This window comes from Virgibacillus sp. NKC19-16, from assembly GCF_021560035.1.
Taxonomy (GTDB): Bacteria; Bacillota; Bacilli; order Bacillales; family Amphibacillaceae; genus Virgibacillus_L; species Virgibacillus_L salidurans.
Genome location: NZ_CP074373.1, coordinates 1,414,745 through 1,431,157, shown reverse-complemented (window position 1 = coordinate 1,431,157; position 16,413 = coordinate 1,414,745). Strand labels below are relative to the sequence as shown.

Genomic DNA, 16,413 nt, shown 5'->3' with positions numbered 1-16,413 from the left:
ATTAAGTGTATAGTCTTTAATGGTGAAATGTCAACTGTTAAAATTAAAAAAGAACCTGTGCTCACTGATTAAGTGGTAGCAGGTTCTTTTAGCTCTTTACGCGAAAAAGTTAATTCACCAACACGCCTTTGGTATTCTTCCCGGGATGATGATCCGGCAGTTGGTCTCCTTGACCGAATAAGTTATCCCTGAGTGTAGTTCCTTCATATTCTTTTTGAACCAATCCTCTATCCTGTAGAATTGGTACTACGTATTCAACGAAATCCTTAAATGTTCCTGGAGTTATCGCATAAGCAATATTAAAACCATCAACTCCAGCTTCATTCACCCATGCTTCCATCGTGTCGGCCACCTGCTCCGGTGATCCGACAGTATACGGCCCCATTCCGCCTATTCCTACAAATTCTTTAATATCTTCTGCGGTTGATGGTTTATCAGGGTCTATCTTCGTAAAGTTTTCTACTGCAGATTGGATTGCATTGCTCTCTACATAGCGTAAATTTTCGTCTGGGTCATATGCAGTTAAATCTATTCCAGTCCATCCACCGAATAAGGCGAGCGCACCTTCATGGCTAATATGATTTTTATAGTCATTAAATTTTGCCACAGCCTCTTCTTCTGTTCGACCAACTATCGGTGTAAACATTGTGAGTACTTTCACCTCTTCCGGTAATCTCCCTGCCTCTTTGATATCAGCATGTAACTTATCAACGGTGTCTTTCGTTGCAGATATCGTTGGTGCACCTATAAACACACATTCGGCATTTTCAGCTGCAAATGCGCGACCTTTCGTAGATGCTCCTGCTTGATAAATAACAGGAGTACGCTGTGGAGATGGTTCACTCAAATGCGCTCCAGGTACTTTAAAATAGTTCCCTTCATGATTAATGTCATGAACTTTGTTAGGATCGGTGTAAATGCCATTTTCTTTATCTACCTTAACAGCATCGTCCTCCCAGCTTTCTTCCCAAAGTTTGTAGGCAACGTCCAGATATTCTGCTGCTATATCGTATCGCTCGTCATGCTTAATTTGGCCTTCCAATCCCATATTGACAGAGGCACTTTTCAGATAAGAAGTAACAATATTCCATCCGATCCGCCCTTTAGTTAGATGATCTAATGTGCTGATTCTGCGTGCAAAAGTGTAAGGATGCTCATGTGTAACAGATGCTGTTACGCCAAAACCAAGATGCTTTGTAACTGCTGACATTAAAGGGACTACCAAGGAAGGGTTATTGACTGGAGCCTGTGCCCCTTGACTTACAGCTGCATCACGTGATCCCTTATACACATCATAAGTACCTAATACATCCGCAAGAAATACAGCATCAAACCGTCCCTTTTCCAACAATTTAGCAAGTTCAATCCAGTATTCGCTATCTTTATAGCGATATGACTCATCATCCGGATGGGTCCATAAACCAGGGGACTGATGCCCAGGCGTGTTCATATCAAACGCATTTAAATAAATCCTCTTTTTAGCCATATATGTTTTCCTCCTTGAAATTTCGTTATTTAAGTAAAAAACACTGCTGACGCCTGTCTGTTAACGATTTCGATAAAATATTGAAGTTGCTTTTTCGTGCGCTGTAAAATGTCCGCATCGATAATTGGATTTTCCTGCTGTTTATCTATTTGACTATCAAGCAGATAAAGTCCTTTTAAATTATGCCCCTTTAATGTGGCCAACACCGGTTTCAAAGCGTATTCGATTGCTAGCAAATGCGACGGACTCCCCCCTGTCATCAGCGGAAGTACTGGTTTGTGCTTGAGTACATCTTGCGGGAGGATATCGAGCAATGCTTTTAGAACACCTGAATATGCACCTTTATACACCGGCGATCCAACTATAATACCTTTTGCATTTTGGACTAATGCCGTAATTTCCTGAATGGCCGGACTATCAAACTTCCCTTGGAATACGTCTTCAGCTGGCACGTCTTTAACAGAAATATGAGTCACTGAAAAATACTCCTGTTGAAGTAAGGCCCCTAAGTATTTAAGTACTTGTTCCGATCGCGAAAATTCAGAAGGACTTCCCGATAGCACAACAATTTCACTCATGTGATCATCCTTTCTTATCATTTGTCTTTTTTCTAAACTTTCCTCTTTAGCTAAGAACTTCTGTATGTAACCATAAAAATAAGCCCCCTTTTCTTATATGAGAAAAGAGGGCTTTACTTTGATATTCCGCTCTTATCTCCCAAGAATTACTCCCGGTGGAATTAGCACCTTCCTGACACTAATCAGGGGTTGCTGAAGCTTCATAGGGCCACATCCCTCAGCTTCTCTTGATAAGAATATTTAGTTATAATGTATAGTGTATTTTAATTAATCCGATAAGTCAAGTGGGTTTTGAAAATTTAAATACAGTAAAATTAGAAAAGGAGCTCCAAATATTATCGGAGCCCCTTTTCCCTACTACAATCATTGTTGTTCTTCATTTAGTCTATCTTCTATCTCTGTCATAATTTCTGCAGCCTCGTTCCAATTTCCTTCAGATAGCGCATCCTGGTAGGAATTAAACAGATCTGAGAACTCTTGTAATATCTCATCTGATTCTGAAATTTGCTGTTCCTGTTCACCTGGCTCTGCTGTCTCTTCAGGTGTTTGCTCCTCATCCGGCTGACGATCCGGATCTACAAGATTTAACATTTGCTCAAGCGACTCCTCAAATGTGGCTTCCATGACGATATGATCATCGTAGGCGATGATAACTTGCTTCACTTCAGGAAGTGACGTCTCGTTGGAAGATTCAATATAAATTGGTTCCACATACATGACCGTATCTTCAATCGGAATGGCGAGCAAGTTCCCACGTATGACTTCAGATCCGCCTTGTGACCAGAGATTCAGCTCCTGAGAAATCGTACTATCCTGATTGATACGATTTTCAATTTGTTGCGGACCGTATACATTTTCCTGTCTTGGAAAACGATATACAAATTTTTCACCATAATGCTCTCCATCATTACGCACACCAATCCAGGCAATCATATTTTGTCGATTTCTTGGTGTATACGGCATCATCAAAATAAATTCTTCTTCTTCATATTCAGGTAGTTTCATTGTTACATAATAAGGCTCCATCTCAATATCTTCATTAAAGTATTTCTCTGTCGGGAACTCCCACGCATCTTCCCGGTTATAGAACATTTCAAGATCGGTCATATGATAGGTGCCGTAGATGGATGCCTGAATATTAAACAACCTTTCAGGGAAGCGGAAATGAGCCCGCACGTCCTCTGGAATTTCCTCTGTGAAGAGTTCAGGAAACATGTTTTCATATGTCTGCAGCAATGGATCTTCCGGATTTGCTATATAAAAATCCACTTCTCCAGTGTAAGCGTCCACGGTTACTTTTACCGAATTTCGAATATAATTGTTGTTTTCCTGATAGGATTCCGAGTATGGATATCTTTCAGCTGTTAGATATGCATCCATCATCCAAGCAAGACTGCCGTCATCACGAACAAAAATATACGGATCTGAATCATATTCGAAAAATGGTGCGATTCGATTAACACGGTCCATGATATTTCGGGTTTCAAGAAACTGACTCTCATCTGTTATCTGATCGGAGACAAACATCCGAAATGATCCCTCTTTTAAAGCAAATAACGCCCGATTAATCCCATCTAACGTAATACCCGAATCTTCTTCATACCGACTCGATACGTTTTCATCACCAGAAGGATAATCAAATTCATCCACTTCTGAATTAACAATTACATTCGGATAAGCCTCTTCCCCATAGTAAATTTGAGGACGTGTTATGTCCAAATCCCCTTCAGGAGGAAGATTTTGTAATATATATTCCGGCTGACCCTGCGCGGTTAATTCGTTAACATGACTCATGGTAACTCCATAACCATGTGTATATCTTAGATTCCGGTTCACCCAGGTTTGTGCTTGCTCTGGTAAATCAACTGTGCTTAATTCTCTTGCCCCAACAAAAACCTGCTCATATTCACCATCGATTTCATATCGGTCAATATCAACATCGTTAAATTGATAATAGGTCCGGAATGTCTGAAGCTGATTATATACATCAAGCAATGGTCTTGAATCATTGATCCGTACATTATTAATGGTTAATTCATTATCTTCCACCATTTCTTCATCTAACGTGCCATCACCTGGATGATCGGATACATCCATATCATTAAGATCATAAGCAGCACGTGTGAAATTAAGATTATGCTCCAGATACTCCTCTTCCTGTGAAAACTCATTCGGTGATACAAGGAACTGCTGTACACCAACAGATGCCAGTTGTCCTACAATTACCAATCCAACATATGCAACAACAGGGATTAGCATGGCTTGGATTTTCCCTTTTCGCAGTGCAATAATCACCCAAACAGTTCCAATAATTGCAACTGCGGCGAGAATATAGGCTTTTGGTATGTTGATAAGATTATCCGTATAACTCAACCCGTGCACAACACTTTGCTGAAAAAGGTTTACTTGATTTGTCAGCAATGTACCATATGGCGCTAGCAAATGATTACAAGCTAAAAGCAACCCAATAATTCCTAGAGTTACTCCCATATGCCACTGGGCTGAACGACTCATTCGGTACATGTTAAATACTGAATAAGAGCCAATCTGCACAATCAGGAAAAAGATGCTTAAACCAAGTAAAAGATAAACAATAAATTCCAGAAACGGCAGAACAAACATATAAAAAGAAATATCCATATTAAAATACGGATCCGCTTGCCCAAATGAAGCATGATTTAAAAGTTTGAGCGCAGGCTCCCAGCCGATCCCCTGTACGACCGTACTCCCAATCAGTCCTGCCAAAAGAGAAACACCAAACATAATGGCATTCATTATTTTTCGCTTCAGAATAATCGGTGGTAGCTGATGCGAATCAAAATGCTTGGTATAAGAACGGATAATCAAGAAAAAAGTGAAATATGTAACCACAAAGAACAAGATAAAGCCCGCTACACCGAGCAACACTTTACTTCCTAGGATAGTCGTAAACACTCCTCCAAAATCAAGGTTATCCATCCATATGTAATCTGTAACCCAGTGGAATGCAACCGATCCGATGATGAGAAGAAGTAGTAGTATTCCAATAACGATACCGAAACGCCTGCCGAATTTTTTCAACTGCGCTACTTGTTTGGGATTCCTATTGCTTTCATTATCCAAAAATTAACTCCCCCCTATGTTTCTTTTATTCTTTTTCCATGATAACAGATTTGTAGTATACTTTCCTTCTAAATATACGAAGAACAAAGAAGAAAGTTTCAATAAGATCTTAGAAACCTTATGAGAAAAGCCATAGCATAATCGCTATGGCTTATATATTAACTGATACGCCATTCTACTGTCTTGCTATTCTCCCATTCATCTCTTCCCTCGCCTCAACAATGCCAACACCAACGCCCCAGCCACTACCCCGGCAATAATTGGTTTTTTCTTCAACTTATTATCTTTCGTGTAAAAGGTATCCTTCAAAACCAAATTAATATTCTGTGGTCTTTCGGCCATACGGCGCATGAAATACCCAAACCACTCCGTGCCGAACGGAATATAGGTACAGAAATTATAACCCTCATCTGTGAGCCCGTGCTGCATGTCATTTCGAAAACCATATAGCATCTGGAATTCGTACGTATTTTTGTCGATATTATTTTCATGGATAAACGCTTTCAATTCATTGATGATATGATGATCATGTGTTGCGATAGAAGTAAATGTCTCTCCTAGCAGTCTTTTTCTAGCAATCATTACAAAATTACGGTCAATGTCCACTTTGTTCTGATAGGCAACTTCCTCGCTTTCTTTATAAGCCCCTTTTACCAGCCTGAGACGTACATCTTTAAGGCTATCCAAATCTACCTCGGTTCGGCATAGATAAGATTGAATAACCGTGCCTACGTTTTCATAATCTGTCCTTAAGATTTGAAGTACATCCAAGGTTTGCTGATAACGCGCATAATCTTCCATATCGATATTGACAAAAATATTATATTGAGCTGCCACTTGCAAAATTTCCTGCAAATTTTGGATGCAAAATTCCTGATCAATATCCAACCCCATTTGTGTTAACTTCACCGATATATGACAATCTATATCCTCTGCATGGATCTTTTCTAAGAGACGAATAGATTCTTCTTTCGCTTCAATGGCCTCTTCTTTTTCGGATACAAATTCTCCCAAACGGTCGAGCGTACAGCTTATTCCATGATGGTTAAGTTCCTTGACCGTTTCTGTAACGCTTTCAATTGTGGTACCCGCCACAAACTTTTCCGCACCCATACGGAAACCCCATTTTTTGGCACTCTTATTTAGTAATTTATTATTTGATAAGCCTATGAAAAAATCTCTTGTTAGATTGGACATGCTGGCGGCTCCTTTCAGGTAACTTCTTACATTAAAATTAGGAACAAGTGACAATAGGTGCACCCTATTGTCACAATTATTCTAGCCTTCTTTAGAAATGTTGCGATAATGTTTTAGCTTCCAAGAAGTGTGTGAGATAATCCGGGCCTCCTGCTTTGGAATCTGTACCGGACATTTTAAATCCGCCGAACGGTTGATAACCGACAATGGCACCGGTACATCCGCGGTTGAAATAGAGGTTACCCACTTGAAATTCATAGCGCGCACGGTTTAAATGCTCACGATTGTCTGAGATTACCGCACCAGTCAAGCCGTATTCCGTGTTGTTTGCAATCTCAAGCAATTCGTCGAAGTCTTCTGCTTTTGCAAATCCTAAAACCGGACCGAATATTTCTTCCTGCATGATACGTGCTTGTGGATCCACATCTTTAAAGATAGTCGGATGAACGAAATAACCTTTGGTATCGTCCGTTTCTCCACCAACAACAAGTTCCCCCTCTTGCTTACCAATTTCAATATAATTACTGATACTATCAAATTGTTTTTGATTAACAACAGCACCCATGTATGCATCTTCTTCACTCGTGTTGCCCACTGTTAATTCTTTTGTCAATTCGACACATCGTCCGAGCACGTCTTCATACACATCCTTATGCACGATTGCTCTTGAGCAGGCAGAACATTTCTGTCCGGAGAAACCGAATGCTGAATGCACAATGGATTGAGCTGCAAGTTCCAGATCTGCGTTATTATCAACGATGATCGTGTCTTTTCCACCCATTTCAGCAACCACTCGTTTTAGGAAGGTTTGCCCTTCTTGTACTTTTGCTGCACGTTCGATAATACGGATTCCAGTTGCACGAGAACCAGTAAAGTTAATAAAGTGCGTATTCGGATGATCCACGAGATGATCGCCAATTTCCGCAGGATCTCCTGGTACAAAATTTACCACACCTTTTGGCAGGCCTGCTTCTTCCAGTGCTTCTACTAATTTATATGCAATCACCGGTGTATTCTCAGATGGCTTCAGGAGCACAGGATTACCCGCTACAATTGGCGCAACAGTAGTACCTGCTACGATCGCAAATGCGAAGTTCCATGGCGGGATGGTAACACCTGGACCCATCGGCTGATAGAAATACGTATTTTCTTCACCCGCACGATCATTAATTTCTTTCCCTTTTTCCAGCTCAATCATATGGCGCGCATAGTACTCTATAAAATCAATACCTTCTGCTGTATCTGCATCAGCCTGCCCCCAAGGCTTACCAGCATCGTATACCAACCATGCGGAAAACTTATGCTTACGACGACGCACAATTGCAGCTGCTCTATACAGCACTTCTGCACGTTCTACCGCCGTCCATGTTCTCCATTTTTTAAAAGCACCTTCTGCTGATTCCATCGCTTGATCGACATATGCTTTTGTGGCTTTCGATACATTTCCAACGACTTGATTTTTATCGGAAGGGTTAACGGAAACCAATTTATCATCCGTATAAATTTTCTCCCCATTGATTACCAATGGATATTCCTGTCCTAACTGCTCTTTCACTTCCTTGAGTGCAGCATCAAATTCCTTTCGATTTGTTTCATCGTTAAAATCAGTAAATGGTTCATGTTTAAATGGTAAAACCAAAATAAAAACCTCCTTGATTTTTGTATCAATTTACTGAAAGCAATTACCTTAAATATTAAAAATATCTCTACAACCCTTCACCATTCTATAAGCAAAATACATGCCAACATCTATTTTTCTATGTTTCTATCGATCATTCGCCTTCAATGCACTGTTTTTATCCCTTTTATCTATTAAGGGCATTTCTAATTTACGTTTATTTTATTTACAATAGTGTAAAAATACTTTACACTTATCTTTACAATCCAAGGTTATATGGAGGGGACATGATGGCTAATGAACGTTATTACCTGGACGCTGTATTATCAACAGAAGATGATGCGATAACGATTATCAACCAACATAAAGAGGTTATTTTTTGGAATGATGCCGCCATACAAACGTATAACATTAAACGTAATGAGATTATAGACAGGCAAATAACAGATTTTTTCCATGACGATGATTTAATGGCTTTAAATGTGCTTGAGACGAAAAAACCAGTTCAAGGTACGTATCACAGGCCACGCCGGGATAAGCATGTTGTCGTTAACGCCTCCCCTATTTTCACGGATGATGGAGAATTAATTGGAGCGATATCCGCAGAACGGGATATCACGCATGTTGTAAAATTAAATGACAGTTTATTAACCACCTCTACAGCGTTAAATGAATTAAGACAAAAGGTTTATACAACGAACACAGAGGAAAACCCTTTTTCACGGCTAAAAGGAAATAGCCTCCCTCTCCAGCAAATGATTCAAATTGCAAGTAAAGCTGCCAAAACAGATGCCACAACACTCGTTCTCGGAGAAAGCGGGACTGGAAAAGAAATTTGTGCAAGGGCGATTCACGAGGCAAGCCCACGCAAAAACGGCCCATTTATTCCAGTTAACTGCGGAGCTATTCCAGAAGCATTATTTGAAAGCGAATTATTTGGCTATGAAGGGGGTGCATTTACGGGAGCCGAGAAAAAGGGAAAAACCGGCAAAATTGAGATGGCAAACGGTGGAACCTTATTTCTGGATGAAGTTGGTGAGCTCCCGCTGGATATGCAGGTAAAGCTGCTTCGTGTACTGCAGGAAAATATCATTTATAAAGTGGGCAGTTCTTCTGGAAAACCAGTGAACGTTCGCTTCATCGCAGCAACGAATCAGAATCTGGAGCAGCAAATGCAAGAAAAACAATTCCGTTCCGATTTATTTTATCGCTTAAACGTCATTCAAATCACCATGCCTCCACTAAGACAGCGAATCAATGATGTAGTCGAACTGGCAAAATTATTTCTCAAACAATTTGCCGTTCAATACGAAGTGCCACTCCCAACACTCGAACAAGATGCAGTAGAAGCCCTTTTTCAACATCACTGGCCGGGCAATGTACGCGAGTTACGAAATTTGATCGAACGTGTAATCATACTCTCGGAAAAATCCGTGATCAAAAAACAAGATATCTTGGCCTTTTTCCATAATACTTCTACTCCAAATACTGTACAGGAAATAGAAAGCAATCATTCGTTGGTTCAGGAAAAAGAAGATATCGAGAAAAAAAGGATTGAAGAAGCGCTCCAGCAAAATAATGGAAATAAAAGTGCCGCTGCTAAAATACTCGGGATTTCACGGGTGACGCTTTATAGTAAGATGAGGAAATACGGGATTAGAGATTAATTAGCGGGCATAGGACTTGAGAGTTTCATATATCTTTTAAAAAAGTTTATAATAAAAATGCTAAAATGATCCTTTCAGGGAGTGAAGAATATATGAAAACAACAATTCGACTTTTGCAAAATAACGACTATCCTCACGTTCAAGATTTGGACACTGGCATTGAAGATGATTATGTAAAAGACATATTTGATAGACTTATACAAGGGCCTAGTCGCTTATTTGGGTTATTCCAGGACGGGCAGCTTGTTAGTATAGCAGGATATACCATTTATGCAGGTAGTTATGCAATGTTAGGCAGATTAAGAAGCGACCGCAGATGGAAGGGAAACGGTTTCTCCACGTCTCTGATGACCCATGTATTGAACGCAGCATTTACCCTACATAGTATTAAGTGGGCTGGTGCCAACACGCAGGAGCATAATTTATCAGCACAACGTGTAATAGAAAAAAACGGTCTATCCAACTATATAATATTACACGGGGCTGTTACTAAAGATACCTCTGCGCTAGAAACAGGTGCAAAGCCTTGGAATCCAGTTACCGACTTACAGCGAAAAAGAGATTGGGTACAACAAACCTATGTAAAATCAGCACAGGTTTTCCCGTATGAATGTTATTACCCCTTCCCCGGTTCCATGGACTTATTTCAAGATCATGACCTTGAGCAATGGGCGTTTTATGAAAATGATGATCAAACCCGTGTATTGATTACCAAGACTGATCAAAAGAAGAATCATTATCTGCATGCCGTATACCCATGGAGCGATATGGCCACGCAACCCGGATTATGGGAGACAATTTCAAGCGATTACGGGAGATTAAAAGAACAAACAGGAGAAGACACCTACATATGGATGGATTTAACAAAAGAGGAAGCTCAAACATTGCCTGCTAATCATCGATTTGAGTTGCCCTCTCCGTGGCTGCTGTATGGGATTTATAAAGAGGAATATGAGAAATTAGGTTAACAGAAAAGACCTTTTGATGTTTCCCACACCAAAAGGTCTTTACTTAAAAATAATCAACGTTCTGCACGAGCCGAAATTTTTTCTGCCTCGATATTACTTGCCTTATTCACATACTGGCGAGAATGTCCCTCGATCCCGGAGAGGCAGATTTTTGCTGGATCTTGGTCAATATCAAGATCAAGGCTTGATCCATCAGTTGGCAATGTCTCCTGGAAAATCTCCTCATATTCGGAAACTGTTACCTCTTTTCTTGTAGCAAATAACTCACTGTGACGCGCTACATTTAAATGCTCCCGGTAACCCGGCTGCAGCCTGCCGGCAAATAACTCCCCTACTGCTCCTGAGCCATAGCTGAATAGCCCGATTCGTGAACCATCCTGCAAGTCTTCACTCTGCTCAAGCAGTGAAAGCAAACTTAAATACAACGAAGCCGTATAAATATTACCAACATTTCTATTATAAACCGCACCAATTTGATGGTTTGCTAATAAACGTTCACTATCTTCTTCTGTTCCTTCATCTAAAACAGCTCTTAACGCTTTTTTGCCCATCTTCGTGTATGGCAAATGAAAAGAAAATGCTTCAAAATCTGCTAGTCCCTGACCTGTTTTGGATTTGTATTGCTCCCAGGCACTGGAGAAGAATGCAATATATTGCTCATTCGAGAATTTTCCATCTACAAATGCTTCGTCAGAGTATACAGGTCGCCAAAAATCCATAACATCAGCAGTCAAATAAGCACTCGGGCCCTCAAGAACCATAATGCTGGGATCTGCGCTTACAACCATAGCAACAGCTCCAGCTCCTTGTGTCGCTTCGCCTCCAGTGTTTAAGCCGTATCTCGCAATATCTGAGCCTAGGACCAATACCTTACTTTCCGGATTCAACGCAATATGCCCTTTAGCCATTTGAATGGCGGCAGTAGCTCCATAACAAGCTTGTTTCACTTCAACAGCCCGTGCTTGAGGATTTAACCCAAGCAGGCGATGCACATATACTGCTGCAGATTTTGATTGATCGATACCAGATTCAGTTCCAAATAAAACAAAATCGATCTTTTCTTTATCTTCTTCATCTAAAATATCCAATGCTGCATTTGCGGCCAATGTCACCGGATCCTGCGTGAGAGGTGCGATAGCCATCTTTTCCTGCCCAATTCCAATTGTAAATTTTTCCGGCTCAACATTTCTTTCGACAGCGAGTTTGTTCATATCCACATATAAATGCGGGGTGTAAAAACCAATTTTGTCAATTCCAATTTCCACTATAAGCTCTCCTTTACTTTTCTGTATTGTGTACATGCCAATGATGGATGGGTAATTTTCCTAAACGATATGATATAGAGTGTCATACTTTACAATTTTTATGATAATATATAATCCTTATTCAACACAATTGAAGAGTTGTTTTGAAGGGTAGTGTAAATGGAAAGGTATTGGTTGACTCTTATGTCGCATTTAACAACAATAAGTACGTAAGAAATCACCATACAAAAACACGTATGGTGATTCACTTCTTAATGCTTCAACAAAATGAGTCTTTTGATTTTGGTACCGATAACCCAAACAACGGCCTGAGATAGAGTGCTACAAAGGTTCCTCCTAATGCAAGGATTCCCCAAATATATCCATGAAGGCTAAATGATGCAATGCCTCCGAAGTATGCGCCGATGTTACAGCCAAATGCGAGCCTGGCACCATATCCCATGAGTAATCCACCTATAACAGCTGCTGCTACATTTTTCGGGTTGATTCTAGTAAACTTAAATAGTCCACCTGCTGCTGATGCTAGAAACGCCCCTATGATTACACCCAAGTTTAATACAGTTGTAGAGTCTGCAAAAATCGATGACTCTAACATTGCGGCGTTAGCACCTTGCCAATAGCCCCAACTAGCTACATCGACGCCAAAGAACTGTGCTATTTTTGAACCCCATAAGGCAAAAGCTGAAGTTATTCCCCATGGTGTACCACGAGTCATTAACGTTAAGGCGTTTAGAACAGCTAACGCAATTGCAGCTGCGAACAACGGCCATGATCCACGGAGAATTCTCCTCCAACCAGTTGCTGACGGTACAGGAGCCATTTTTGGTGCTTTTTTCTTTTTCTCAACAACTAAGGTAATCCAAGCGATTAGACCAAACAATGCAATCGATAATGCCCATGCGCCACCATAACCAAGTCCCGTAGATGTTGCTAGAGAAACAGGTTCGAATGCTGGTAAATCCTCCGTCCAGAACGGAAGGTGTTTGGCTCCTATTGTTGAACCAGCAATAAAGAATAATAGCGTTACAAACATGACAGTACGCCCACCACCGACGGCAAAAAGCGTACCGGAAGCACAACCTCCACCAAGCTGCATTCCTATTCCAAACATGAAGGCACCTACTAGGAGACTAATGCCAATTGGTGATACATATCCAGCAACTTCTCCACCAAAGAATGAATAACCAAATGCTAGAATCGGAGCAAATAATGTAACAGCAACGGCTAACATTAACATATGTGAACGCAGGGCCTGCCCATTTCCGACAGCCGCCAACCTACGAAATGCTGAGGTGAAGCCAAAACGTGCATGGAACAATGTATATCCAAGCAACAAACCAATTACAAGTAGTAGTGGTTGAATACTATTTTGTGTAATCATTAAATATATCATTAATATAGCCCCAACAAATAGCCCACCAATTATTAGTGGCATTTGAGGCTTGTTTAAATCAGGTCTTTTTTCCACCGGATCTTTTACTTCACTTACAGGTTGAACACTAGCTACTGATGTCCCCATCTAAAACACCCTTTCTTGATAAATTTAGTCGGGTTTATCTTCTTATAATATTAACGGCAAGTGGTTGTTGTGTCAAAAGAAATTTATCCAAGCGTCTACCTCGCAGCCAGATAAACAACCCGTGAACGAGATAACTCCACGGCAATACAAGTTTGTAAAACAACTTTCCTCGTATTTTTCCAAGTTCAAGTGGTAAAATAAGATTAAATTCTAAATACAGTCTACATGGAGGTCACATGCTTACATTTGAAGAAAAGCTTGCAATTATTGAATCATTTCCAGAATTACAGCGCTACGATATTTCTCTTGGTCGTGTCAATTTCCATTTTGAAGAGAGTGTCGTTGATAAGAAAATAGTCGTCTATCGTCTACATCCAAATGGGAACGGATTTGTGTATGCTGAACAAATAGATGATGCCTATACGATTGATTCGAAAGGGATGGTAAACATCCGCGATTTTACGAAACAAGAACTACGTAAGGTGATCAAACAATCCATTGCATCACTATCTGAATCGGAGCCTTTTGAAGAAACATGGATAAATGCTGAAAACCAGACCCTAACATTATTTCATGATATTAGCACATGGGATATATATGCCGGTGACACACTGGACGGAACTTACGCAACCCATAATGCTGCAACTGACTATCTTCACCAAGAAGGTTTTAGACGTTTACAAGATACATATTAAACATCTCGCCCATTGATATTCTCCTTTTTATTTGTTATAATTAGTTGGTTTATCATTACTAAGGGGGAACTTCATTGTCAATTGAAGTAGGTAGCAAGGTACAAGGTAAAGTAACAGGCATAACTAATTTTGGTGCATTCGTAGAAATACCAGGCGGCAAAACAGGGCTTGTGCATATCAGCGAAGTAGCTGATAGCTATGTAAAAGATGTTAATGATCATCTAACAAAAGGGGATCAAATTGAAGTAAAAGTTATTAGTGAGAAAGAGGGGAAAATTGCTTTATCCATTAAAAAAGCAATTGATAGACCAGAGCGTCCAGCACGCCAAGGCGGAGATAGCAGGAATTCCAAAGCCAATCGCTCCAGAGGTAATTTCAAATCTAAGGAATCTTTTGAAGATAAAATGGCTAAGTTTTTAAAAACTAGTGAAGAAAATTTATCTACGCTTAAACGCAGCACTGATACAAAACGAGGCGGTAGAGGCGGAAGACGCGGATAGCAAAATGCTTCATCCTATAGATAAATGGACAGGGCAAGCCCGACTAACGGACTTGCCCTTCTTTATATCTCCACTGTTATTTATTGATTCTGTTGCTGTTGTTGTTTCCATTTCTTTTTCTTCCTTACATTATTTACCCATGCTCTATCCTCATCCATCATTTTCTTAGCGGCATAAATAGTCAGAATCTGTAAGAAAATAATCGGTATCCCCAGCAGTCCTGAAACTACTTCCAGTGGGGCAAGGCCACCTATACGCAATAATAGCAGGGCAAACACAGTAATGATTGCGGCGACAATCAGCCGCAAATTTTTCGAGGGTTCTGACTTACTCATGTTCCTCGTTCCTGCATAAGAAGCAATAGTATATGTTGTCGAATCCAGTGTCGTAATCATGAAAATCATGGCAACGACGACAAATGCCACAAGCGCGATAATTGATAAAGGTAATGAACTCAATATGGCCGGTATGGCTGCCATTACATCCTCTTGGGCAATTTCCAGTACAGGAACTTCTCCGGTTAGGAACCTCTGCACGCCAAGACCTCCAAGGACCGCTGTTGCACCCCAAGCTATGAGCATCGGCGCTAATAGATACGTCATAATCATTTCCCTTACCGTTCTTCCCCGTGATATCGTTGCGGCGAAAACACTATGCAGCATAGCCCATGTTGCATTATAGGCGAAATAAAACACGGTATTACTTTGTATATGTGTGCTTTCTCCCATATGAACGGCATTCGTATTAAGGATCATATCAATATAGTGTGTAGACAGAAAACCAATAGAGTCTGTGAAATAATTAAGTATGAATACACCAGGACCCGCTATCATGATAAATAAGGCTAATGCACCGGCAAGATACATATTAAAAGTACTTAATTTCTTAATACCTCTTTCTATTCCTAAGTAGGCACTGATAGAGAAAAAGCACACCCACACGATAGTTACGATTACTGTTAAACCAAACGTAATTTCGATATTAAAAATTTCAGCCAAATTATAAGTAACAATTGGCGTCCCTAATCCTAAGGTAACCGCAGCACCTGCAAGAATACTGACTAGGAAAAGTACATCCAATATTTTTCCGCCAATACCATCTGTAAACTTATCTCCGAAAATTACACGACATGCCTCGGAAATTCGCATAACCGGTTTCTTCCGGACATGGACAAGATATCCAAGGGCAGGTGCTGCCATGACAAAGATAGCAAAAGTTTGGAAAGTCCACAGGAACATACTGTATGCATTCCCCCACATCAGCGCATCTGCTGACATTGCCTCAACACCAATAGGGGGATCTACTGCGACATTGGCCCATTCGGTCATCCCTGTCCGCATGATGGTAGAGCCAAGCCCCATGGCAATGAGAATCGAAGCATATTCAAATAGCGTAAACCTGGGTTTTTCCAATGGATCTCCTAAAACAACATTTCCATATTTGGAAAATGACATATAAAGACCAGCTATAACCATCAAAATGGCATACCAAAGATATCCCCAGTTAAATATCTCCACAACCTGATTAAATATACCATTCAACAATTCCAGCGATTCATCCTGGTACATCGCAAAAGGTATACAAATTGCGATCATAATAAGTATAGAGGGAGCAAATATTTTATGGTCAATTAGACTTTTTTTGCTCGACCCTTTACCTTTCTTTTCCATTATGCAACCTCCATTTATTAATTAATAAATCAAATATACTCTCTCTATTTACCACTTTTTTATATTTATAAACATAGGTTAATAATAGAAAACTGTACCAAGGATGTTTACAAAACGTCTTAAGTTCACCGTGTATGGAGGGGTTGAG

The 16,413-nt window shown here is 40.2% G+C and carries 12 protein-coding genes and 1 riboswitch; of the genes, 4 read left to right on the top strand and 8 right to left on the bottom strand.

What is annotated here, in order from left to right:
• Positions 1–109: 109 nt before the first annotated feature.
• From KFZ58_RS07465 to pruA, 5 genes are all read right to left on the bottom strand, one after another.
• A complete protein-coding gene (locus KFZ58_RS07465) occupies positions 110–1,486 on the bottom strand; it encodes an LLM class flavin-dependent oxidoreductase (RefSeq protein WP_235794182.1) in 1,377 nt (458 codons plus the stop codon).
• Between the two features lie 29 nt (positions 1,487–1,515).
• Positions 1,516–2,064, bottom strand: a complete 549-nt coding sequence (gene ssuE, locus KFZ58_RS07460) for an NADPH-dependent FMN reductase (RefSeq protein WP_235794181.1) — start codon at positions 2,062–2,064, stop codon at positions 1,516–1,518.
• A 129-nt stretch (positions 2,065–2,193) separates the two neighbouring features.
• A riboswitch (SAM riboswitch) is annotated at positions 2,194–2,301 on the bottom strand.
• Between the two features lie 126 nt (positions 2,302–2,427).
• Complete coding sequence (locus tag KFZ58_RS07455; RefSeq protein WP_235794180.1) at positions 2,428–5,166, bottom strand: UPF0182 family membrane protein; 2,739 nt, start codon at positions 5,164–5,166, stop codon at positions 2,428–2,430.
• Positions 5,167–5,364: 198 nt separating this feature from the next.
• On the bottom strand, positions 5,365–6,363 hold the full coding sequence (locus tag KFZ58_RS07450) for a proline dehydrogenase family protein (protein ID WP_235794179.1): 999 nt from the start codon (positions 6,361–6,363) through the stop codon (positions 5,365–5,367).
• A 91-nt stretch (positions 6,364–6,454) separates the two neighbouring features.
• The gene (gene pruA / locus KFZ58_RS07445; protein ID WP_235794178.1) at positions 6,455–8,002 is read right to left on the bottom strand and encodes an L-glutamate gamma-semialdehyde dehydrogenase; all 1,548 of its coding nucleotides are present in this window, start codon (positions 8,000–8,002) and stop codon (positions 6,455–6,457) included.
• A gap of 269 nt (positions 8,003–8,271) precedes the next feature.
• On the opposite strand from pruA, the gene KFZ58_RS07440 reads away from it, so the two are divergent.
• Both KFZ58_RS07440 and KFZ58_RS07435 read left to right on the top strand, forming a co-directional pair.
• Positions 8,272–9,648: a sigma-54 interaction domain-containing protein gene (locus KFZ58_RS07440; protein WP_235794177.1), complete on the top strand. Its 1,377-nt coding sequence runs from the start codon at positions 8,272–8,274 to the stop codon at positions 9,646–9,648.
• Positions 9,649–9,740: 92 nt separating this feature from the next.
• Entirely contained in the window at positions 9,741–10,616 is an 876-nt protein-coding gene (locus KFZ58_RS07435) for a GNAT family N-acetyltransferase (protein ID WP_235794176.1), read from the top strand.
• A 53-nt stretch (positions 10,617–10,669) separates the two neighbouring features.
• Here KFZ58_RS07435 and KFZ58_RS07430 read toward each other — a convergent pair whose 3' ends face one another.
• Positions 10,670–11,881: a hydroxymethylglutaryl-CoA synthase gene (locus KFZ58_RS07430; protein WP_235794175.1), complete on the bottom strand. Its 1,212-nt coding sequence runs from the start codon at positions 11,879–11,881 to the stop codon at positions 10,670–10,672.
• 259 nt (positions 11,882–12,140) lie between these two features.
• The gene (locus KFZ58_RS07425) at positions 12,141–13,400 is read right to left on the bottom strand and encodes a YeeE/YedE family protein (protein WP_235794174.1); all 1,260 of its coding nucleotides are present in this window, start codon (positions 13,398–13,400) and stop codon (positions 12,141–12,143) included.
• 236 nt (positions 13,401–13,636) lie between these two features.
• Between KFZ58_RS07425 and KFZ58_RS07420 the strand changes: the two genes are divergently transcribed.
• Positions 13,637–14,095, top strand: coding sequence for a hypothetical protein (locus KFZ58_RS07420; RefSeq protein ID WP_235794173.1), 459 nt, complete (start codon positions 13,637–13,639; stop codon positions 14,093–14,095).
• Between the two features lie 74 nt (positions 14,096–14,169).
• The gene (locus KFZ58_RS07415) at positions 14,170–14,595 is read left to right on the top strand and encodes a S1 domain-containing RNA-binding protein (RefSeq protein WP_235794172.1); all 426 of its coding nucleotides are present in this window, start codon (positions 14,170–14,172) and stop codon (positions 14,593–14,595) included.
• A gap of 80 nt (positions 14,596–14,675) precedes the next feature.
• Here KFZ58_RS07415 and KFZ58_RS07410 read toward each other — a convergent pair whose 3' ends face one another.
• Complete coding sequence (locus tag KFZ58_RS07410; protein ID WP_235794171.1) at positions 14,676–16,265, bottom strand: BCCT family transporter; 1,590 nt, start codon at positions 16,263–16,265, stop codon at positions 14,676–14,678.
• Between the last annotated feature and the right edge of the window lie 148 nt (positions 16,266–16,413).